At 36.2% G+C, this 21519-nt stretch carries 16 protein-coding genes; 8 read left to right on the top strand and 8 right to left on the bottom strand.

The window, feature by feature from the left end; translation table 11 throughout:
• Window positions 1-3: 3 nt before the first annotated feature.
• From AC0KSB_RS03930 to AC0KSB_RS03910, 5 genes are all read right to left on the bottom strand, one after another.
• The gene (locus AC0KSB_RS03930) at window positions 4-1488 is read right to left on the bottom strand and encodes a sugar ABC transporter ATP-binding protein (protein ID WP_472306910.1); all 1485 of its coding nucleotides are present in this window, start codon (window positions 1486-1488) and stop codon (window positions 4-6) included.
• Window positions 1489-1665: 177 nt separating this feature from the next.
• The gene (locus AC0KSB_RS03925; RefSeq protein ID WP_472306909.1) at window positions 1666-2769 is read right to left on the bottom strand and encodes a substrate-binding domain-containing protein; all 1104 of its coding nucleotides are present in this window, start codon (window positions 2767-2769) and stop codon (window positions 1666-1668) included.
• A 119-nt stretch (window positions 2770-2888) separates the two neighbouring features.
• Window positions 2889-3902 (bottom strand): LacI family DNA-binding transcriptional regulator, encoded by a 1014-nt coding sequence (locus AC0KSB_RS03920; RefSeq protein WP_472306908.1) that lies wholly within the window; start codon window positions 3900-3902, stop codon window positions 2889-2891.
• Between the two features lie 389 nt (window positions 3903-4291).
• Window positions 4292-5062 (bottom strand): glutamine amidotransferase, encoded by a 771-nt coding sequence (locus AC0KSB_RS03915; RefSeq protein ID WP_472306907.1) that lies wholly within the window; start codon window positions 5060-5062, stop codon window positions 4292-4294.
• 10 nt (window positions 5063-5072) lie between these two features.
• Complete coding sequence (locus AC0KSB_RS03910; protein WP_472306906.1) at window positions 5073-5651, bottom strand: RpiB/LacA/LacB family sugar-phosphate isomerase; 579 nt, start codon at window positions 5649-5651, stop codon at window positions 5073-5075.
• 200 nt (window positions 5652-5851) lie between these two features.
• On the opposite strand from AC0KSB_RS03910, the gene AC0KSB_RS03905 reads away from it, so the two are divergent.
• Both AC0KSB_RS03905 and AC0KSB_RS03900 read left to right on the top strand, forming a co-directional pair.
• On the top strand, window positions 5852-6763 hold the full coding sequence (locus AC0KSB_RS03905; protein ID WP_472306905.1) for an ABC transporter ATP-binding protein: 912 nt from the start codon (window positions 5852-5854) through the stop codon (window positions 6761-6763).
• Window positions 6750-8333: an ABC transporter permease gene (locus AC0KSB_RS03900; protein ID WP_472306904.1), complete on the top strand. Its 1584-nt coding sequence runs from the start codon at window positions 6750-6752 to the stop codon at window positions 8331-8333. The genes AC0KSB_RS03905 and AC0KSB_RS03900 overlap by 14 nt, the downstream gene beginning before the upstream one ends.
• A gap of 96 nt (window positions 8334-8429) precedes the next feature.
• Here the strand turns inward: AC0KSB_RS03900 and AC0KSB_RS03895 are convergent, their stop codons facing one another.
• Complete coding sequence (locus AC0KSB_RS03895) at window positions 8430-11027, bottom strand: LuxR C-terminal-related transcriptional regulator (RefSeq protein WP_472306903.1); 2598 nt, start codon at window positions 11025-11027, stop codon at window positions 8430-8432.
• Between the two features lie 289 nt (window positions 11028-11316).
• Between AC0KSB_RS03895 and AC0KSB_RS03890 the strand changes: the two genes are divergently transcribed.
• The 6 genes from AC0KSB_RS03890 (at window position 11317) to AC0KSB_RS03865 (ending at window position 17549) form a co-directional block, all read left to right on the top strand.
• On the top strand, window positions 11317-11913 hold the full coding sequence (locus AC0KSB_RS03890) for an RNA polymerase sigma factor (protein WP_472306902.1): 597 nt from the start codon (window positions 11317-11319) through the stop codon (window positions 11911-11913).
• A complete protein-coding gene (locus tag AC0KSB_RS03885) occupies window positions 11910-13556 on the top strand; it encodes a hypothetical protein (RefSeq protein ID WP_472306901.1) in 1647 nt (548 codons plus the stop codon). The genes AC0KSB_RS03890 and AC0KSB_RS03885 overlap by 4 nt, the downstream gene beginning before the upstream one ends.
• A gap of 121 nt (window positions 13557-13677) precedes the next feature.
• Complete coding sequence (locus AC0KSB_RS03880) at window positions 13678-14514, top strand: MerR family transcriptional regulator (RefSeq protein ID WP_472306900.1); 837 nt, start codon at window positions 13678-13680, stop codon at window positions 14512-14514.
• 146 nt (window positions 14515-14660) lie between these two features.
• The gene (locus AC0KSB_RS03875; RefSeq protein WP_472306899.1) at window positions 14661-15734 is read left to right on the top strand and encodes an NAD(P)H-dependent amine dehydrogenase family protein; all 1074 of its coding nucleotides are present in this window, start codon (window positions 14661-14663) and stop codon (window positions 15732-15734) included.
• Between the two features lie 241 nt (window positions 15735-15975).
• Entirely contained in the window at window positions 15976-16548 is a 573-nt protein-coding gene (locus AC0KSB_RS03870) for a TetR/AcrR family transcriptional regulator (protein WP_472306898.1), read from the top strand.
• An 83-nt stretch (window positions 16549-16631) separates the two neighbouring features.
• Window positions 16632-17549: a cation diffusion facilitator family transporter gene (locus tag AC0KSB_RS03865; RefSeq protein ID WP_472306897.1), complete on the top strand. Its 918-nt coding sequence runs from the start codon at window positions 16632-16634 to the stop codon at window positions 17547-17549.
• A 105-nt stretch (window positions 17550-17654) separates the two neighbouring features.
• Here AC0KSB_RS03865 and AC0KSB_RS03860 read toward each other — a convergent pair whose 3' ends face one another.
• Window positions 17655-19700 (bottom strand): glycoside hydrolase family 31 protein, encoded by a 2046-nt coding sequence (locus AC0KSB_RS03860; protein WP_472306896.1) that lies wholly within the window; start codon window positions 19698-19700, stop codon window positions 17655-17657.
• Between the two features lie 27 nt (window positions 19701-19727).
• Window positions 19728-21509: a sensor histidine kinase gene (locus AC0KSB_RS03855; RefSeq protein WP_472306895.1), complete on the bottom strand. Its 1782-nt coding sequence runs from the start codon at window positions 21507-21509 to the stop codon at window positions 19728-19730.
• Window positions 21510-21519 lie beyond the last annotated feature (10 nt).

The raw sequence follows: 21519 nt of genomic DNA, 5'->3' as shown, positions 1-21519 counted from the left end.
CCCCTACATCATAAGACTGGATAATTCGTGTTCATTAGTAGTTTTAGGATCAACAACAGCTTCTATTTTGCCGTCTTTCATAATAAGAACCTTTGAACAATTAGCCATAATCTCAGGAATATCATCCGATATTATTATTATAGCCATACCGCTATTAGCAAGATCCTGAAGAATTTTATGAAGATCATGCTTAGAACCTATATCCACGCCAACAGTTGGTCCATTAAGAATAAAAACATGAGGCTCAGTCGCCAGCCATTTTGCAAGAACTATTCTCTGCTGATTACCACCAGACAAAGTACTGCAGGCATTATCAGGATCAGGCGTGGCAATAGCCAGCTCTTTTACCCACTTTGCAATATCCTGTTTTAATGCATCTTTGTTTAAAACACCAATACCGGCAGCATACTTGTCAATTCTGGAAATGATTATATTATCACCAATACTTCTTGGCAAAAACAGTCCTTCAGACAACCTATCCTCCGGCACATAACCAATTCCACTTTCCAATGCTTTTTCCACAGAATCAATCACAACATCTTGTCCGTTAATCCTGATTTTACCACTGTCAGCCTTTTTCATTCCGAAAAGAGATAAAGCAAGTTCAGTACGGCCAGATCCCAGAAGACCTGTTATACCAAGAATTTCACCCTTTTTCAGATCAAAACTGATATTCTCAAAGAATCCTTCAAGACCAAGAGATTCGACCTCAAGAACAGGTTTACTGTCTATATCCTTAGGAGTAAAAGACAAATCCTCAAATTCTCGTCCAGTCATGTAATAGGTGAATTTCTTATTATCAAGATCTTTAGTATTACCCGTTATAATTTTTTCACCATTACGCATAATAGTAAAACGCTCGGATATTTCAAAAACTTCATCTAGCTTATGGCTAACAAATAAAATCGCAATACCTTCTTTTTTCAGATCTAATATTATCTTAAACAGAGCACTGACTTCTTTTTTTGTCAGAGCAGTAGTAGGTTCATCCATAATTATCAGCTTTGCATTAAACATCAAGGCTCTACAAATAGCTATCAACTGTTTATTTGCAACAGACAATTTTTCTACCTTTGCATCAAGATCAATTTCAAAATTTATCTTGGCAACTGCTTCCTCCGCAATTTTTCTCATTCTTTTTCTATTAACAAATTTGCGTTTACTCGCTAACTCACTGTTAAAAGACAAATTCTCCCATACAGTTAAATTCGGGAAAATAGAAAAATCCTGGTAAATAACCTGAATACCATTATTAATAGCTTCTATTGGAGTAATTTTACTATAAGTTTTTCCTCCAAACTCTATCGTACCGGCATTAGCAGTGTAAACACCGGAAATAATCTTTATCAAAGTGGATTTACCGCAGCCATTTTCACCTGCCAGACAATGAATTTCTCCAGGTGCAATTTCAAGAGACACACCTTTGAGTGCATCGACCGCCGCAAAAGATTTCTTAACATTGTTTACTTTCAAAACACTCTGAGCCATAGCTGTAACAGCTCCTTTCCATAAAACCAGAAATGTCCGGTTTGCCATATACCTTATTTATTTATCTTAGCTAATAATCCAACCGGAACGGCACTTTATCAAGCACCGTTCCGGCAGATACTACATTACATGAATCGTCTTTATGTCTATGGCCACCGTTTTCTGAACAGTCATAAATCAGAATCCGAAGCTGTCGACATTGTCTGCATTAATAACTATCCAGCCTTGTCCTTCAAGAACTGTATCGCTTCCTTCTTTGAAACGAAGATCTCTATATCCATCAACACCAAGATCGACACCATCTGTTATTTCTTCACCACGAAGCATTTTAAGTGCCATTGAGCACATTGCTTTGCCAGCCAGTGCAGGATCCCATAAAGTCAATGACTGTACAGCACCACTCTTAAGCAGTTCAGCATTATCAGCAGGCATACCAGTACCTGATGTGAAAACTTGTCCTTCAAGACCTAGTTCTTGAATCGCACGAGCGATACCAGGAGCATCAAAGGAAGAAGTTCCCATTATGCCTTTGAGATCAGGGTATTTTTTGAAGAGTTCTTTAGCGGTATTGTAAGCAACATCACCATTATCTTCAGACTCAACGCGTGGTTCGGCTTCAAGTAAAGTCATATTTGGATATGTTGCTTTTTGATGAGCAACACCACCGTCGGCCCATTCATTATGAGAAGCATTTGTTACGTGAGCAACCATTGTTGTATATATGCCCTCTTCTCCCATTGCTTCAGCCAGATTATCCATAATAAAGGCACCGTATTGCTCATTACTAAATGCTTCGATGTCATAATCAACATTCTGCAATGAAGCACCTTCATGTGCGATAACGATAATGCCTGCATCACGAGCCTGTTTCAAAACAGGTTCAAGAGAAGTAGGATCAACCGGAACAACACAAATCGCATCAACACCAGCTGCGATCAGATCCTGAATCAACTGTGACTGCAATGTTGCATCAATTTCAGGAGTTCCTCTTTGATAGATGTTCAGACCGGTTTCGGCAGCATATTCCTTAACTCCAACATCCATACGTACAAACCATGGATTAGTTGCATCTTTAGGAACAACTACTATTTCCCACTCTGACTCATCGACATCGGATGATCCAGCTGTGGTAGTCGCATCTGTAGCATCATCGTCTGAGCCACTATCCGCTGTTGTTTCAGCAGGTGCTGCAGTTGTGGTTGTCTCTGCCGAATCACCTCCGCAGGCAGCCAGGCTCATAATCATCGCCAGAGCCAGCAGAAAAGCTAATAATTTTTTCATGTTCAATCCTCCTTTTTCGTTCGAATACTCGAACCATTTGAAAAATAACATTTCAGGGACTATTTATACAATCCAGCATTTCTACAAATGCCGGAAGGTACCAAATTTCAGGCTGACTATCAACTGTCAGCACTAATCGTTGACTCGCGTACAATTAGTTTTCTTTCAATGAGCACTTCTCTTGGAAGTCCATCATATTCTCCGTGAATGCGGTCAAAAAGCATACGCAAAACAGCAGAAGCAACAGAAGAGCTATCATTTGTGACTGTAGTTAAGCGCGGTGTCATCAAAACCGCATAAGGAATATCATCCATACCTGTAACCGATATTTCTACCGGTACAGATATACCCATGTCTCTTAATGAATTCATAACACCTAACGCAACTAAATCATTCGCACAGCAAATTGCAGTCGGCAAAGGATGTACAGTGGAAAAATATCTGCCAGCCTTATACCCTGCATTAACAGAAAAACCCATCTCAAAGATCAGAGAATCATCTGTCTGCAGACCGGCTTCAGACAATGCCTTCAAATAACCTTCCTGTCGGCTGCGTCCAATTGTTGTCCTCTTGGAACCACCTGCGAAGGCAATGCTGGTATGACCTAGTTCTATTAAATATTTTGCAGCTAAATATGTCCCTTGTTTTCTAATTCCATGAACTGTATCAAAAGGACACTTCTCATACGCATTCACTCCTATAACAGGCATTTCCAGCTTCGCTAATTCCTGCACCACTCTCTCTTGTACATCAACAGATGCCATAACAATTCCACAAACATTCATCTGCACTGCCGCATGGATTGCTTTGATTTCCTCATTGTAATCTCCATTTGTATGATACAGCGCAATCGTATGATTCTGTTTTTTAGCACCTACCTGAATAGCCTGAGCCATATCGGCATAAAACGGATTGTTAATATCAGGTATTACCAACAGTATATTTTTTGTTTTTCTGGTTTTGAGGCTTTGAGCCATCAGGTTCGGTTTGTAATCGAGTCGTGTAATAACTTCTTGGATACGAACGGCAGTTCTTTCATCAACTAAACCTGTTTTGTTGATATATCTCGAAACAGTAGCAGTTGATACCTCTGCCATTTGGGCAATATCTCTAATTGTCGCACGTTTTTTCATGATATTACCTCGCATCTTTTACTAACAAAAGCCAATAAAGTTTATCCAAAACTCAATGTAACCGTTTGCACCTTTAGTATATCAGAGCCTCCTGATCAGTCAATACAAATTAATAATTTGTGAACAAAACTGTATAAATGACAACAAACCAACTTTTAAATTGTGCATATATAACAACAAAAACGTTTTTGTATGTCTCTTTTGTGAATACAAATTATTCTTTTTCATGTTACCGTTTACATGAAATTTTAAAAAAATTAATTGCTTCCAAAAATAATTTTCAGTTTTTAAGCCATCTTTAAGGTCAGGATATGATATTTGTTTATATGTTTTGCCTTAATACAGTTTTGCCCACCTGTCTATTACAAAATATTGAAAATTTATAAGTATCAGATTTCAACACTTACATTTTTACCACTAACCTCGGACAGTAGGCGAGACCATAGCACCCGGTTATATTCCCATTCACAAAATTCTGCCGGCAGCCAGTGAGGTGCACAATCACTTGCCCAAGCAAAAGTTTTGCCTTTTCCCCATGACCCTATCGCAATAAAAGGATCATCACCTATTCTGGCAACCACTTCAGCACCAGAAGTAGCCTTTAGTTTGTTGTATCCAAGCACAGCCGGCCACTCCTGAGGGAAATCTTCAACTAATCTATGACGATTTTCAGAAGGCAGTTCAATAAAAGCACCTTGAGGACATTCAACTCTATCATCATAAGGCGATATATCAACAGGCAATATTTTTTCAATTATTGTGCCATGCCATTTACCTTTTGCTTCTATTCCCTGAAAAGTCATATATCCACCAATCATACCAAAAGCACCGCCGCCCTCAACATAATCAGCAATTGCTTTTAACTTATCAGGAGTTTTTTCTGACTTGAAAAAAGTCGAAGGATGAAGCAGGAAAGTATTGGATCCTACATCGCTGACCATTACAACATCATATTTTTGCAATTCCTCAACACTTCCAGGAAATTCCGTAGAAACAAGATGAGCTGGTATATGAGTAATCTCAGCAAAATCTGACATGTATGCTTTTACTCTTTCGATTTCAGTCTCATATCCGCCAATTGTAAATTGATCAAAACCCTTCGTTTCGACTGTAGTGAAAAACCATGACTCACCTGCAAACAATATTTTTAATTTATTCATTTTTGCCTCCCTATCCACATAAATTTTCAGGTTTATCAACAAGTTTAATGTCGACATCGCCTATTCTTTGAACTTCAAACCCATTGTTTTTGAATTCTTGATAATCAAAAGCATCCAGTTCATCGATAGCCAACTTGTGAAACTCATAAAAGTTAGGCCAGTACTCATAACCGCTGCCCAAATCATTGTACAAAAAAGCATCGGCAATATCTTTGCCCATTTGTGGAGCAACATAAAAAGCACCCATAGCCAAAACATTTACGCCATTTCCAGTGATTGCTCTTCTTGCCGCAGCTACGCTCTCAACAACTCCGGCATGAACACCCGGGCACTTGCTGGCAGCAATATGAATTCCCATGCCTGTGCCGCAAAACAGCAAAGCTCTATCAAACTCTTTCTCACTGATTTTAGCTCCAACTTTCAGACCAATGCGGTGAAACATTTCAGGATCTTGTTCATTTGCAGATGTAACACCAATATCGGTTATCTTCCAGCCTTTGCTCTTAAGATATCCGATCACCTCCTCTTTTAGCGGAAATCCTGCAAAATCAGCCCCTACAAGAAGATACTTATCCTTATAACTCTTCATGCGATGATCACTCCTTTCTTAATATTTGGCTTCATTATACAACAAAAAAAAATTTAGGGAAGATGGTTATAGATATTTTGCACATCGGTTTTCAGTACAGATTCAAATAGTAAAAACCATACTTTTGACTGGTCATTTATTTCTCTTTCCCAATTAAAATCTAGACATAGCAAGATTACAAACTTTTGGGAGGTAAAAAAATGTACTGTGTTGAAATCAAAAATTTAAGTAAGTATTTCGGGAAATTTCAAGCTCTTAATAATGTGGATATTTTTGTCAAAAAAGGAGAGGCTCTTGGGTTTTTAGGTCCAAATGGTGCCGGCAAATCAACAACCATAAGGGTTTTGCTTGGAATTTTGAGACAAAACAGCGGAAGTGTAAAAGTCTTTGGCAAAGATGCCTGGAAAGACTCCGTAGAAATACACAAAAAAATTGCGTATGTTCCAGGAGATGTTCATTTATGGCCTAATCTGACAGGAGGAGAAATTATCGATTTGTTTTTATCCTTGAGAGGGAATTATGACCAAAAAAGGAAAAATGAACTGGTAGATCTCTTTGAACTTGATCCTAAGAAAAAATGCCACACTTATTCAAAAGGCAACCGGCAAAAAGTAGGCTTAATTTCAGCTTTCGCCTCTGATGTTGATCTCTATATTCTTGATGAACCAACTTCAGGGCTGGATCCTCTTATGGCTAATATATTTCAAGAATATGTTAATAAATTAAAGAAGGATGGTAAAACAATTCTTATGTCCAGCCATATAATGGACGATGTAGAGAAATTATGTGACCGTATTAGTATTATAAGAAAAGGAAGCATTGTAGAAACTGGTTCCTTATCACAAATGCAGCATATGTCACGCCAAAAAATAGACGTACAAACTGAATTACCGGTAAATAATCTAATGCAGTTTAAGACGGTTGAAGATATAGAGTTTAGCGAAAACAGAATTACTTTCACTGTTGAAAACACTGAGTTGAATTCTGTAATGTCACATTTGATTCAGTACGGCATAAAAACTATAAAAAGCACACCACCTTCTCTGGAATCTCTTTTTATGAAGCATTATGGAAGCGACTTAAAAGGAGGAAAACAAAATGAGAAAAAATGACTTTGTTGGTAGTTTCGCTTTACTAAAACTCGCCTCAAAGAGGGATAAAATTAAAATCCCTGTCTGGATTATTCTCACCTCTATTCTTACATTTTTTATAACTGCCGGAAACGGATCTCTTTCAGGTACAGAAATGATTCAAATGGCGGCTGTAGCAATTGACAATCCTGGAATGCGTTTTATGATCGCACCTACATCACATTATATGTTGGATCATTTAGGCGCTTTTGTTTTATTCAGAATGTCTTTTATGATATCTATCGCCATAGCTCTTATGAATATTCAACTTATGATAAGACATACAAGACAAAACGAAGAGACAGGTAGAACTGAACTTATAGCCTCAACTGTTACAGGCAAAAGAGCTTCCTTAACAGCTGCAACAATTCTGGGTATAACATCAAATCTTTTTATTGCCCTCGGCATTGCAGTCGCGTTTATTGCTAACGGTCTTGATTTGAAAGATTCCCTGATTGCAGGATTCAGTTACGGATTATACGGAATACTGTTTTTGGGTATAGCTGCTGTTTTTTCCGAGCTTTCTGCATCTTCTAAGGGAGCTTCAACCTATTCGACTTTAGCTCTTTTTATTCTATTCACTATAAACGCAGCAGGCAACATCGTCGATTTTGGAAATCACATATTAACCTGGCTTTCCCCCATTGGTTGGATTCAGCATATACGACCTTTTGATAAAAACTTTTATTTTCCATTTATTCTTCTGATTCTGGCAAGTATAATTATGTTCCTTCTGGCCAATTATATCGTTAAACATAGAGATATAAATACAGGCTTGATTCCAGCAAGAAGCGGCCGCTCAGAAGCCAAAAACTGGATTCTAAACCCATTCGGTTTTGCTGTTAAATTGCAAAGATCATTATTCATAGGTTGGCTGCTGCCTATAACTTTTTTAGGATTTATTTTCGGATCTGCCGGTCAAAACTATGCCGATACCATGCAAGAAACAGAGTTATTGAAAAGCACATTTAAAAATGCAGAAAACAGCTTTATATTCATGATGATAGGGGTAGTAAGCATGATTATTTGTTTTTACTCACTGCAATCTGTTTTGCGCATACGCAGTGAAGAAACGAAAGGTTTTGCCGAACCAATAATTGCAACACCTGTTAAGAGAAAAACGTATATAATCAGCCATATTATTTGCGGAGCTTCTGGTACGAGCATGATTCTGATTTCCTTTGTTATAGCTTTGCTGATTTCGTTAGGAATAGACGATTCTTTCAAATATCTTCTTAAGTATGCTTTGCAAAACAGTTCTGCAATTATTCTGATTTTTGGTATTTGTGTCGCTATTTATGGAATAGTCCCTAAATTCAGCGTTTTATTATCAGGTTTAGTTGTTGCTACATCGACAATTGCAGGTCCTTTTTTCGGAACAATATTGCAATTGCCCGAAACCCTACAGACAATTTCACCTTTTTCTCAATTTGGTTTTTCCTATCAAAGCGACAACTGGCCTGCCGCCTTAGTGTTCTTCATCGCAGGAATACTCCTAACTTTTATAGGGATAATATCATTTAAGAACAGAGACCTTGAAATAAAACTTTGATTCAAGCAATATAGGAATTAAAACTAAAAAGCGGGTGGCAATTTATGCCGCCCGCAAAATTTAAGCAATCTTTGTTTTATAAAAGTATTTTACATATTATATTACACTAAGTTTTCTTGCCGTGGCTAAAGCCTGTGTTCTACCCTTTACACCTAGCTTATTATATATATTGCTGGTATGCCACTTCACTGTGCTAAGAGACAGAAAAAGCCTTTCCCCTATAGCTTTATTAGATAAGCCATCTGCAATCAGCATTAATATCTCAACTTCTCTGGAACTTAATTTCTCAATATAAACCATGTCACTATCTGCCAAAAAAACTGTTTTTGATTCGCCAAAAATAGTTTTCTCAAGCCTGCTATATCCTTTTTCTTCAAGCAATTGCTTGATTTTCAATCTTTGTTGCGATATATCTTTGCAATTATTCTTTTCCATAAAAGCAAGTATTATCATATTCAATTTTATTTCCGAATGCCCACAATCACCTCTTTTAAAAATCTTCTCCAATTTCTCAAAAATTTCAAAAAAAGTTTTCTGTGCTAAATTACCATGATCTACAGCAATCTCTAATTTAAGCAGATATCCTTTTATTTTGTCTGGTGTTATGGAATCTTCCAGGTCAATGCCTATTTCATTGAAGTTATCAAAAGCTTCAGACTGCAAACCCAATTTTGCCAGTACAAAAGCTTTATAGGCTGCTGTTTCAAATTTAATAAGGTGATTTAAATTAGAATTTCGATCATATGATTGCAGTTCTTGTATTAACATAAGTGCACCCTTATAATCACCTTCTTCAACTAAAATCTCAACATTTACCAATAAAGTCCATGCATAAAAAAGCGGTTCGCTTTTTGCCAGTCTTTTTCCTCTCTCTATAGATCTTTTAGCTGCTTCCATATCTCCTTTTTCAAATAAAAACAAGCCATAATATGCCCATGTTGCACCTGCTTTAGATGTTTTTTCATAACCCTTTTCTTTTGCAAGCATAAGCATATCATCCAATATTTTTCCCATATCATTAAGCGACCCCATATTATGCAGTGCATAGGCTGCTTTTATCCCTGTGGACATTGTAAAGAAATGATGCCTGCCAGCAATGTTACTATTATGTGCCTGCAAATAATAGTAATAGCCTTTATTTGGCAAACCAGAAAATACCATAACATCACCGCACATAACAGCTACACTCATTCGCCAGAAATATGGTTCGTCCGGAAGCAGTTCGAGCGCTGTATCAGCGTGTTTATAAGCGTCTTCAAGTCTGTTTTCATATATAAGGGTTAAGCATTTTACAACATTATAAACTCCTTTATACAATATGTTTTTTTTCTCATCCTCGTAATAAAATAGCTCAGCTTCTTCCAAATCTTCATGAAGATCACCTTTGCCGTAAACGACCAGATGCAAAAATATCCTCACGAGTTTCAGCATGGGAAATTTATCAAAAGTAGCATCGTCAATTCGTTTTAAGCCTTCAACAAGAGTTAAAGCACCTCCTGACTCAAGTATTTGATTACAGTATTCATCCATTATTTGTGCAACCTGGGTTGTTATACCAACTTTATAAGTCTGTTCCAGCGCCTGGGAATACATCTTGTTTTCTAAAAAATATACTACTGCTTTTTTTCTTATATTCACGATTTCATCGGAAGAAAGATTTTTAAACTTTTGATCAAGCAACGATTTCATCAAATAATGATATCTAAATCTTTTACCTTCATTATCTAGTTCAACAATAAAAAGCTGATGCTTTTTTAATAATCTTAGAGATTTAATTACTTCTTCACTATTAAGAATTTTTATCAGCATATCTTCTGAGAATTCTTCAAAAACTGAAGATTTTATAATCAGCTGCTGAACCGGTTCATCCAGATGATCAAAAAACTCACTGGTAATATAAGATAGTATCTGTTCCTGATTTCCCTGAATACCAGCCAAATACGCTTCAATATTAAGATTGCCGGCAGTTTGTTCGATCCCTATCAAAAATAGGATAACTGCGGTTATCCAGCCTTCACTTTTTTCATAAAGCAATTCCATTTGTTCAGAGGTAAAGTTCGCCCGATAAATTTGTTTTACAAAGCATTCAGTTTCATTAAAAGAAAATTTAAAATCTTCAGCAGAGATACATCTGACCATATTTTTCGCCTGCCATTTAAGCACGGGAAAAGGAGGCACAAATCTATCGGCAATAATAACATGAATCATCGGGGACATTTGTTCAATAATATGCGCAAAAAGTAAATGTGTCTGAGTTTTTTTAATTACGTGATAGTCATCAAAGACAAAATAAACAGGTTCTTCCACCGACATCATTTCATTTATAATCTGATTTGCTACCTGCATGATTTTATCTTCATCATTTCGTATGATAATCATTTCTTCAAGCAAAGCAAATGCAGATGTGCAAATTTCAGGAAAAACAAATTTTACCGCCATAACAAGTGTTTTTAAAGCTTCATAAGCCTCTTCATTACTTTCTGAAAGAGTACACCAGATAACCCTATGGGGTTGTTTTGACAGCCAGTCTTGCAAAAAAACTGTTTTACCATATCCGGCAGGAGCAATAAGCAAGGTTGTTTTTTTATCAAACCCATTAATACCTATCGCTAAATCACTACATTTGGCGATTAATTCTGTTCTTCTGATTGTCTGAATGTTTAGAGGAGGCATTTGCACTTTTGACTGCAACATAAAAACTCCTTTGATATCTTTTATATTGAAAGAAAACGCATTTAGAAATCTAACTTAAATGATAACAAATCACATTTTATCAATCAATTCTCTCATATTTTTGTATTTTCCCCAAATTTTAAAGAATTATATATACTATTTATAAGATACCGAATTTTATTCTGATAAAGCCGGTATAAAAAAGTAACTTGCAAAAAAATTTGACAGTTTTTGTAATGAGCCGGATTATTTTCTGTCTATATATTTGAAGACCTAAAAGAACAGATTTATGAAATATGAGGTACTAATAATGGGGGATCAAGAGATCATCGGTTTATATTGGGAAAGAAACGAAGATGCGATTTCAGAAACAGAGATTCAATATGGCAAATACTGTCATTCTATATCTATACGTATTGTTCGCAACAAAGAAGATGCGGATGAATGTGTAAATGATACATGGCTTCGTGCCTGGAACGCAATACCGCCTGCAAAGCCATCCCGTTTATCGGTATGGCTCGGAAAGATTACCCGTAATTTGTCACTTAACAAGCTCGATTCACGTAATGCTGGCAAAAGAGGCGGTGGCGAGGTTGAATTGTCTTTAGATGAGTTGGAAAAATCGATTCAAAGCTCTGGCAAAAGACGTTCTCTGCAAATAATATCTGAATCTGACCCTGCCGATCAGATACTTGAAACAAAAGAAATAGCAACTGAAATCAGTGTTTTTTTGATGACATTGCCTGCAAAAAAAAGATTGGCATTCGTCGGACGCTATTTCTACTTTATAAGTCTTTCTGAACTAGCGCTAAAATTAGGAATGTCAAAATCCCATCTGTCTGTTCTTTTATATCGGCTAAGAAATAGTCTTGTACAATATTTAAGAGAAAGAGGATATGAGATATGAATGCAAAATTTTTACTAAATGCAATCGGACACGTAAACGACGAACTGATTATTGAATATGACAATTTTTCAGATTTAAACAGTTTAAATCAACCTCATAAAACAAAAAACAAAAAAAGAAAAACTATATATAATGTCGCAATTGCTGCATGCTGCTGCATTCTTGCACTAGGTAGTATTTGGGGAGCATATAAAATGGGGTTATTTGGTATAGGCGGCGCCCAAAGCGGTGGTGGCACCACCGACGGCAGAACCTATATGTTCTATGAAGGGCCTGTTTTACCCCTGACATTTATGGAAAAAAATCAAAACATAACCGCAGAGAGAAATGTTGTGTACGACTTTACTCCATATAGGGATGTGGTCGAGTATTATGAATCAGGTACAAGCAACGACTCTGAAATAATTGAACAAACAACTTCCAGAACTTCCGCTAATGTGACAGACAGCTACAAACTGAAAAATGAAACGACTACTGATATAACCGTCAAAGCGATCTATCCTTATACCGCCTCTTTAAGAGAATTGATGGAAAAACCTCTGGCAATAAACTTAGATGGTCATAAAGTTAATTCTGAAATAATGCTTGGTCAATACAGCGGCAGTTTCACAGGTGTCTGGGGATCACCAATAGAAAATGACGATAGTACCTTTAACCTTTTACATCTTGATAACTGGTTGGGATACAAACAATTACTAGAAGATGGTAGTTACTTGAAGCAAGCCTTACAAAATCAAAATATCTCTGCTATTGATCAAGAGGTTATTGTCTATGATTTTTCAAACTTTGTTATAGAAAGCGGTGAAGGAGAAGCTCCCAGCCTTGCTATTTCCTATAAATTAGATGAAAATGCCCAAGTTATAACCTATGGATTTAATGGTATGGAATATGCAGGAGACAACAAATACACCAAGGGATTCTTTTTACCAAATGATGAAAGATTAAAACTATATGACGAAAGATTCTGTCTTATTGTCTTAGGAGGGGATATTTCTGATATCGAGATTCAAGGTTATGAAAATTTAGGATTTAATAAAGGAACTGAGATGGAAATAACCACAGATATGACACGTTCAAAAACAACACTCGATTCAGTACTGCGTGAATTAATGCAGGTACATCTTAATATATTTAGTAATTATGATGAAAACCCGGAAATGTATGGAACCGAAATTTTGCCTGCAGATCTTAGGTTTGAACTCATAATGGAAGCCTCCTACGATTTAATGCAAAATCATGGGCTTTTATCAGAAAAATCAACTGATCGTTATAGTGACGGTTTTATGGAAGATATTTTCTCCGAAGCAGAAAGTATAGATCGCATTATATATTTTACCTTTGATATAACCATTCCGGCTGCTCAAACTACTGAATTAACTATCAGTCTGGAACAACGAGGCAGTCATGATTTTTATGAAAAAGAAGGAAGCCAACCAGGCACAAAAGGTTACGATCTAACAACAAATCTAGGTAGCAATATTCTTTTCACAAAACAAGCTGCCTCTATTGAAGATCATGGTTTAATTGAAATAGTTGAACAAAATTTCAATTTCGATCTTAGTCAGAATATAAGAACAGTAGAGCTTGAAAAGGATATAGAGTATTACTATATGCTTATAAGAAAACTACATGATGATAAATAATGCCGCAAAAACAAGCATTAACAGACAATACAAATCTGCTATAATGATTTGAGTAACTCTTGAAAGTTTTTGTAGTGATTTTGTCTCATTAAAGAGAAGCAGAAAGACTTGCTTTTAGAAAATGGATATTCAAAAATTAACTATTGGGCAAATGGCTCAACTGAATAATGTAACAACAGAAACTTTGCGGCATTATGACCGCGAAGATTTGTTGCGGCCTGTTTTCACAGATCCCAAAACAGGCTACCGCTATTATCATATTAATCAGTGTGCAAAACTTGACATGATACAGTACCTTCAATCATGTGAACTCCCCCTACACAAAATACGTTATTATCTTAATCTAAAAGACTCCGATGAAATCTGCAAAATGCTGCAATCACAGCTTGCTAACGTTGAAACCAGCATAAAACTTTTAAAACGAAGCCATGATTCAATTGCCAGAATGATTAGCAATTATAAATATTGTAAACTTTTGCCAAGAGATTGCAGTTTATTCTATGAATATATGCAGAACAGACTGATTTTTACACAAAAAACCCGTATTAATCTTTTTGAAGAAGATATTTCCGGATATGAATTAATGTTGCGCGAATTAAAAACTTGCCTGGTAGAAAACAAACTACCTGCAAGTTATTTCTGTAATGTTGGCACCATAATTCGACAGAAGCATCTGGGAAGCGAAAATTTGTACTCAGACGAAGTTTTTTTCTTTGTGGAAAAAGATTATGACGGACCAGGCAATCTAGAAATTTTGCCTGAATCACTATATTTATGTATGTGCAATGATGATTTCGAAAAAGAAAAAGATTGTGCCCAAAAACTTTTGTTTGAATTGAAAAGATCTGGTTATAAGCCTGCAGGTGACTATATTTGTGAAGTTATCAAAGAATTTCCTGGCTTTGCCTCAGCACCAAGAAATATTATGTATAAGATCCAAATACCAGTTCGCAGATAGCTAATTTTGAAAAGCCAAGCCATTAATAAAAGATTAATTTTACTTCCTTCACTTTTCTGCTTGACCTTTTTCCAGCACAAAGGTGTAGACTCAATTTGAGTGCGTTAAGAAGCACAAGTTAATTTATTTTTTAGGAGGTATTATCAATGGATAGAAAAATCAAAGCAGTTCAGTATGGTTGCGGTAAAATGAGCGTTTATTTAATTCGCTATATGCTGGAAAAAGACGTTGAAATTGTGGCAGCTTTCGATGTAAATCCTGATGTCATCGGCAAAGATATTGGTGAAATAGCAGGCCTGAACAAAACAGGAATTGTTGTTTCAAGCGCCGATCAGGCAGATACAATACTCGCAGAATTAAAACCAGACGTCTGTGTGGTTGCAACGATGAGTACTCTTGCAGATATAAAAGATGCTTTTGCAGTCTGTGCAAAGAATGGTGTCAATGCTATTTCAACCTGTGAAGAAGCGATTTATCCATGGAATTCTTCTCCAGCAATTACCAAAGAATTAGATACTCTGGCAAAACAAAATGGTATAACCCTTGCTGGAAGTGGCTATCCTGATATGTACTGGGGTGTTCTTATTGACACACTAGCCGGTTCTATGCAGAAAATTACTAAGATAACCGGCAGTAGCAGCTATAATGTAGAGGATTATGGAATCGCTCTGGCAAAAGGTCATGGCGCAGGTTTGTCTATAGAAGAATTTGATCAGGAAATAGGCAAATATAACGAGTACAGTTCTGAAGATCAAAAAAAATTAGTCGAAAGCGGCGAATATGTACCTAGCTACATGTGGAATCAAAATGGTTGGATTTGCAGTAAATTAGGACTAACAGCCACTTCTCAGGTGCAAAAATGTATTCCTACCAAATATGATAAAGATTTATACTCTTCAACATTAGGTCTAACTATAAAAGCAGGACAACCGACAGGTATGAGAGCGATAGTTATAACCGAAACCGAAGAAGGAATCACTCTTGAAACAGAATGCGTGGGAAATGTTTACTCACCGGAAGATTTTGACAGAAACGACTGGACTTTTCATGGCGAACCAGAAACAACAATCAATGTAAATCGCCCTGCTACAGTTGAATTAACCTGCTCAAATCTTATAAATCGAATCCCAGCACTCATAAATGCAGAACCTGGTTATGTAACGACAGAAAAAATGCCAAACAATGTCTACCCACATAAATCATTAAATGAATATGTGTAAATTATTTATACCCTAATTGCTTCGTAACAGTGGCTGACTAAGCATATGTCTGTCACTTATTGCCCCGCACTAAGTGACAGACAATAATAGGCTTTTTGCCAAACATGAGAACATGTGATAGAATAGCACCGACACAATGACTGACAGTCAGTCATTGTGTCGGTGCTAGTTTTTAACTTTAACATATTTTGATCAAAATATTTTGTTTTTAATAGCAGAACTATAAAATTAAGGAGCATTTATGGGGCAAACAAAAAAAGATGCTATATTGTGGGCGGCTGTTGATCTGATGACAGATAATGGATTTGAAAAAACCTCAGTTTCTCAAATTGTAAAAAAAGCAGGGGTAGCACAAGGTACATTTTACCTGTATTTTAAATCCAAAAGCGAATTAGTTCTAGGCATAGCCAAGTACATATTAGATGATATTTTGTCAGAAACAAATAGTCTAAATTGGACTCTGGACACAACACTTAAAGATTTTGTCTCAATGCTCACAGACATGGTTTACAGGATGACTTTAAAACATAAATCTCTAATTGGTTTTTGTTATTCAGGAACCGCTCACTACGCAGTCTTTGATGAATGGGAAAAACTGTATACCCCCTATTATCAATGGCTCAGCGAAAAACTAATGATTTATAAAAAACAGGGGGAAATAAACGAGGTATATGAATTAGATCATTTATCCAACTATATTATAGGATTATTGGAACATGGAGCTGAACAATTATATTTGTTTAGACCAGAAGCATCAGAGGAAGCGCATTCCAAAGAACTAATTAAACATTTTATATACAATGCTATTTCATAAAACTATTTTTAGTGAAATTATTTGAAAGGGGAAACCAAAGTTATTAGTAATAACAAAATACTGCTGATAACTTAAAAGATATTATGTCAAAAACTATATTAAAAGAAAAAAAATTGCTTTTCCATTCAGTTATATCAGCTGTCATATTTGCGGTTGCTGGCATATTGATAGGATTAATCGCAAAATCATATGTCATAATTTTTGATGGGGTATATTCTTTTATCAGCGTAATGTTATCTTCATTATCACTTTTTGCTGCAAAGTTTATAGCCAAAAATGACTGGAAAAAATTTCCTTTTGGGAAATCAATAGTTGAACCTCTGGTTATTATTGTAAAATATACGACAATTTTAATTCTGCTTGCAGCTGCATTCATAGCTTCTGTTTTTTCGTTATTTACCGGTGGCAGATCAGTCGACGCAGATATTGCAATTATTTATGCTCTTTTTTCAAGTGTAGGCTGTCTTATTATGTATATTTATTTGAAAAGAAAATCAAAACGGCTCAATTCTGGACTCCTAATTGCAGAAGCATCTCAATGGCTTTTTGATACATATGCCAGCTTAGGTGTATTAGTAACTTTCACACTTGTTTATGTTCTAAATTATTTTCAACTTTTTACCAATTATTTAAACTATGTGGATCCCTCGGTTGTAGTTATTTTTAGTATTTTCTTTGTTAAAGTTCCAGTTACTGCAATAAAAAAAGCCCTAAAAGAAGTACTTAAAATGTCACCGGAAGGAGATCTTGCTACAAAGCTAAAAGAAATAATTATGCATATCGAAAACAAATATCTTTTTAACGAAACATTTCTCAGAATTTCTCAAGGGCGCAAACTTTTGTGGATTGAAATTGATTTTGTTGTTGATGAGAAAACTTTAATCTCTTCCATACAGGATCAGGACCGGGTAAGGGAAGAGATTTTGCAGATGATGGAAACAATAAAGCTAGATAAATGGATCACCGTTTCTTTTACTTCGGATAGAAAATGGGCAGTATAGCAGCTTCAAAGTATATTAAAAGGGCGATCTAACGATCCACCCTTTTAATATATTTCCTTAATTTAATTTTCAAACACAAAATACAACTTTTTACCAGATAACTATTTACTTCTTAAAATATACTTCTGCTCCTGATCCTTTTTTTACAAATACGGGTATTAAGTCTAATGGCGCATTCACTTCTACAAAATTACCACCTTTTAATTCTTCCCCTGTCCAGGCATTTTCCCAATCAGAACCTTCGGGCAGGTATACCTGTCGTTTTTTCATGTTTTCATACATAATAGGAGCAACAAGAATATCCGGTCCGAACATATATGCATCTTCACATTCCCAGGCTTGTTTATCTTCAGGGAAATCATAAAATAGCGGTCGCATAACAGGAGTACCCTTTTTATGAGCCTGTTCCATCTGTAAAGTTACATATGGCCTGAGTTTTTCTCTTAATTCCAGATAATTTTTGAGAATATCATAAGCTTCATTACCAAAACTCCAGACCTCATTATCAGCTCCTGACAAACAGGTTGCACCTCCGGTTGTCCCTACCTGTGGTTGTTCAGGGACACGGAAACCATGCAATCGCATAACCGGGCAGAAAGTTCCCCACTGAAACCATCTTATAAGTAACTCTCTAAATTGTGGGTCTTCAGGATCGCCCCCATGAAACCCGCCTATGTCCGTAGTCCACCATGGCATCCCTGCTAAACCGGTATTTAAACCAGCTGCAAACTGATCTCGAAAACTTATAAAGCTTGAATGAATATCACCTGACCACAAAAGAGCTCCAAATCTCTGACTTCCAGCCCATGCGCATCTTAATAAATTAATAATATTCTCCTGTCCCTCTGCCTGCATACCGTCAAAGAAAGTCTTTGCATACATAAATGGATAAATGTTTCCAACCTGCAAATCAGACCCTAGATAATATCTATAATTATCAAAATCATAGACGGTATATTCTGGTTCTGCTTCATCAAGCCAGAAAATTTTCACACCTTTATCATAATAATTTTTCTTGGCTTTCTGCCATATAAAATCACGAGCACCAGGATTAGTCGCATCATAATGAATTGTATTGCCTTGGAAATCCATGCTGACTCGCATGCCTCTTTCTGTTCTTATCAAATAACCTTTTTGCATCATCTCTTCAAAATTTTCACTACGATAATCAACGGTAGGCCATATTGAAACCATCAGCTCAATATCCATTTCTTTAAGTTCTTTGATCATAGCATCTGGATCTGGCCAATATGTTGGATCAAAGCGCCAATCACCCTGTAGCGGCCAATGGAAAAAGTCTGCAACTATAACAGAAATTGGTAATTTTCTTCTTTTATACTCGCGCGCTATTTCCAGAAGCTCTTCCTGAGTCTGATAACGAAGCTTGCATTGCCAGAAACCAGTAGCAAAATCTGGCATCATAGGAACTTTTCCAGTTACCTCGGCATATGCTTCTTCCAACTCTGCTGGTGTATCGCCTGCTGTGATCCAGTAATCCATTATATCCGTGGATTTTGCCAGCCACGTCGTTATATTTTTACCAAAAGTAACACGTCCTACTGCAGGATTATTCCAGAGAAAACCATATCCCAAACTTGAAATATAAAATGGTATACTTGCCTGCGAATTACGATGTGCTAACTCCAGATCAGCACCTTTGAGATCAAGATAAGGCTGCTGATACTGACCCATTCCATAAATTTTTTCTTTGGGATCTACAGACTCAAATCTCACGCTTAATTCATAATCACCACCTATAATCGGTTTGAATTCACGCGCTTCAATTTCAAGTGCTGAACAGTAATCTACAGTTAGATCTTTGCGATTCCTTAAATATTCATTTAAAATAAGCTCGTTTTTGTCATTATAAAAAGCCATTTTCCCCATTGCCGTAATGACAGCTTTTATCTTACCATTTGTGATTGAAGCAAAATCATCTTTAATCAAAATTTCTACTTTGCTATTCGTCTGAGCTGGCATAAGAGCCCAATCTCTTAACGGCATTTCTGGAATTTTAGCAGATCTTACTCTAAGGCTGTTTGCCCCCCACGCCTCAAGCCAAACGGTTTCTGCATCATAACGGAAAACCAGACGATTCCCCTCTTTAGCGAACATTGAATATGTTTTAAAATTTTCTATCATGCCATTCATTTTTATTATCCTCCGTTATTTTTTTGTTTAGCAAAAATTATCTTCATCATTAATTCTTAACTGTGGCAGGATCATTACAATACGCGTGCCGTTTTTAATTGAACTATTAATATAAAGCCTAGGATTTTCGTAATAGCGATTAACGCGATAAACTACATTTTCAATACCTATTCCCATTGTCTGAGGTAATTTATGCTGATTAAAAATCTTGCGTATATGTTCCAGTTGACTAGTTCTAAGTCCTTGTCCATTATCCTCTATAGATATTGCGATACCATTTTGGCGAAATCTTTTTACCTTTATTACTAACAGACCCTGACTAACTGTATTGGCAAAACCGTGTAAAATTGAATTTTCAACAAAAGGTTGTATGATAAGTTTGCGGATATAGTCATCCAGAACATCTTCATCAGCATTAATAATATAATCGAATTTCTTACCAAGTCTTTCCTTTTGTAATAACAGATACTGATCCAAATGTCTTAACTCATCTCGCACAGTCATAGGTTTGGTTGATTTCTCAAATGTATATCTCAAAATATTTGAAAGAGCCTTAAGTAATCTTGCAACTTCGTTATTTCCCTGATCTATTGCAGTATAGCTAATCATATTTATAGTATTTGCAAGAAAATGTGTATTTATCTGAGATTCAAGAGCTAGTATCTCAGCCTTATGCTGCAAATTCAAAGCAGCAAGCTTGCCACAATTTTCTTGCTTACGCTTTTCATCCAATTCTTTTAAACTGCACACCATATTATTAAAAGCAACTGTTATCTGACCAATTTCATCCTTTTCTGATACTTGAACACTAATATTAAGATTACCTTGTTCAACACCTCCAATTCCTTTTATCAATCTGCAAAGAGACTTATAAAATTTTCTTAGTATGCCTGTTGTAACAAGCAGATATAGCATCAGAATAGCAATTATCGAACCTAGCATAATCAGATTATAGAGAAAAACCGTAGACATCAGATGCCAGCTGTCATAAATATTAACTATGCGAATATCATATGCACCCGTATCTGCAAGTTTTATAACCCTATATCTACTTTCTTGTTCATCTGCAAGATTACCACCTACTTTGCTCTGATCTGAATGAACAAGGTATTCGCCTCTACCTGAGATAATAGCGCTCTGAGCAGCTTTAACACCAGACGTTTCTTTTGCAGCCAAAGCAGCCCCCAGACTACGGGCGCGCATTGTCATAATCAGAGTTCCATAAGATCTTTCATTGAAAAAATCCCATAATCCTATAGCAATATGAAAAATAGGTTCATTATAAGGATTTAACAATCTATTGTCGGGCACAAACTTGATCTGATAATCATCACTGCAAATAGAAACTACATTATCTAATCTTGTTTGATCTTGCCATAATGCGCTTTTGGTTTGATTTGATCGGTTATAGCCGATTGTTCTGTCTTGCGGAGTAACTACGTGTATAGCAATCACATCAGAATCCATCAACATATATTCCTTAAAAATATCAGTTGCGCGTCTGTTAATTAATTCAGAAGGAGTACCACTTTCAGAATCATATACAATCTCACGTAATTTTTTATCAACCGCCAGAGAAAAGAATACATTGTAATATGCTCTCATTGTTTGTGAAACCGAACTGGTCTGAGCTGTTAAGGTCTGTTCCTGCATACTCTCAGTGATATTTTCAAGATACCGGGCATTAAAACCAATTGTTACAATGGTAAAAACTGCACTGATAGCCAAAGCAACTATGATCAAAGGAATCATCAGCTTAAACATCAGACTGGAAGCAAACTTCTCTCTTACACAATGTAATAAATTCACTATCCCGTCC

This window comes from Ercella succinigenes (assembly GCF_900002895.1).
The sequence above is the reverse complement of the archived record's forward strand: the minus strand, read 5'-3'. Positions and strand labels throughout refer to the sequence as shown.

Bases quoted from the DNA above. Each gene is read 5' to 3' on its own strand.
- AC0KSB_RS03920 (WP_472306908.1), bottom strand. From the start codon at position 3,902: ATGAAAAAACGTGCGACAATTAGAGATATTGCCCAAATGGCAGAGGTA.
- AC0KSB_RS03885 (WP_472306901.1), top strand. From the start codon at position 11,910: ATGAATGCAAAATTTTTACTAAATGCAATCGGACACGTAAACGACGAA.
- AC0KSB_RS03895 (WP_472306903.1), bottom strand. From the start codon at position 11,027: ATGTTGCAGTCAAAAGTGCAAATGCCTCCTCTAAACATTCAGACAATC.
- AC0KSB_RS03880 (WP_472306900.1), top strand. From the start codon at position 13,678: ATGGATATTCAAAAATTAACTATTGGGCAAATGGCTCAACTGAATAAT.
- AC0KSB_RS03925 (WP_472306909.1), bottom strand. From the start codon at position 2,769: ATGAAAAAATTATTAGCTTTTCTGCTGGCTCTGGCGATGATTATGAGC.
- AC0KSB_RS03875 (WP_472306899.1), top strand. From the start codon at position 14,661: ATGGATAGAAAAATCAAAGCAGTTCAGTATGGTTGCGGTAAAATGAGC.
- AC0KSB_RS03870 (WP_472306898.1), top strand. From the start codon at position 15,976: ATGGGGCAAACAAAAAAAGATGCTATATTGTGGGCGGCTGTTGATCTG.
- AC0KSB_RS03890 (WP_472306902.1), top strand. From the start codon at position 11,317: ATGGGGGATCAAGAGATCATCGGTTTATATTGGGAAAGAAACGAAGAT.
- AC0KSB_RS03915 (WP_472306907.1), bottom strand. From the start codon at position 5,062: ATGAATAAATTAAAAATATTGTTTGCAGGTGAGTCATGGTTTTTCACT.
- AC0KSB_RS03905 (WP_472306905.1), top strand. From the start codon at position 5,852: ATGTACTGTGTTGAAATCAAAAATTTAAGTAAGTATTTCGGGAAATTT.
- AC0KSB_RS03900 (WP_472306904.1), top strand. From the start codon at position 6,750: ATGAGAAAAAATGACTTTGTTGGTAGTTTCGCTTTACTAAAACTCGCC.
- AC0KSB_RS03930 (WP_472306910.1), bottom strand. From the start codon at position 1,488: ATGGCTCAGAGTGTTTTGAAAGTAAACAATGTTAAGAAATCTTTTGCG.
- AC0KSB_RS03910 (WP_472306906.1), bottom strand. From the start codon at position 5,651: ATGAAGAGTTATAAGGATAAGTATCTTCTTGTAGGGGCTGATTTTGCA.
- AC0KSB_RS03860 (WP_472306896.1), bottom strand. From the start codon at position 19,700: ATGAATGGCATGATAGAAAATTTTAAAACATATTCAATGTTCGCTAAA.
- AC0KSB_RS03865 (WP_472306897.1), top strand. From the start codon at position 16,632: ATGTCAAAAACTATATTAAAAGAAAAAAAATTGCTTTTCCATTCAGTT.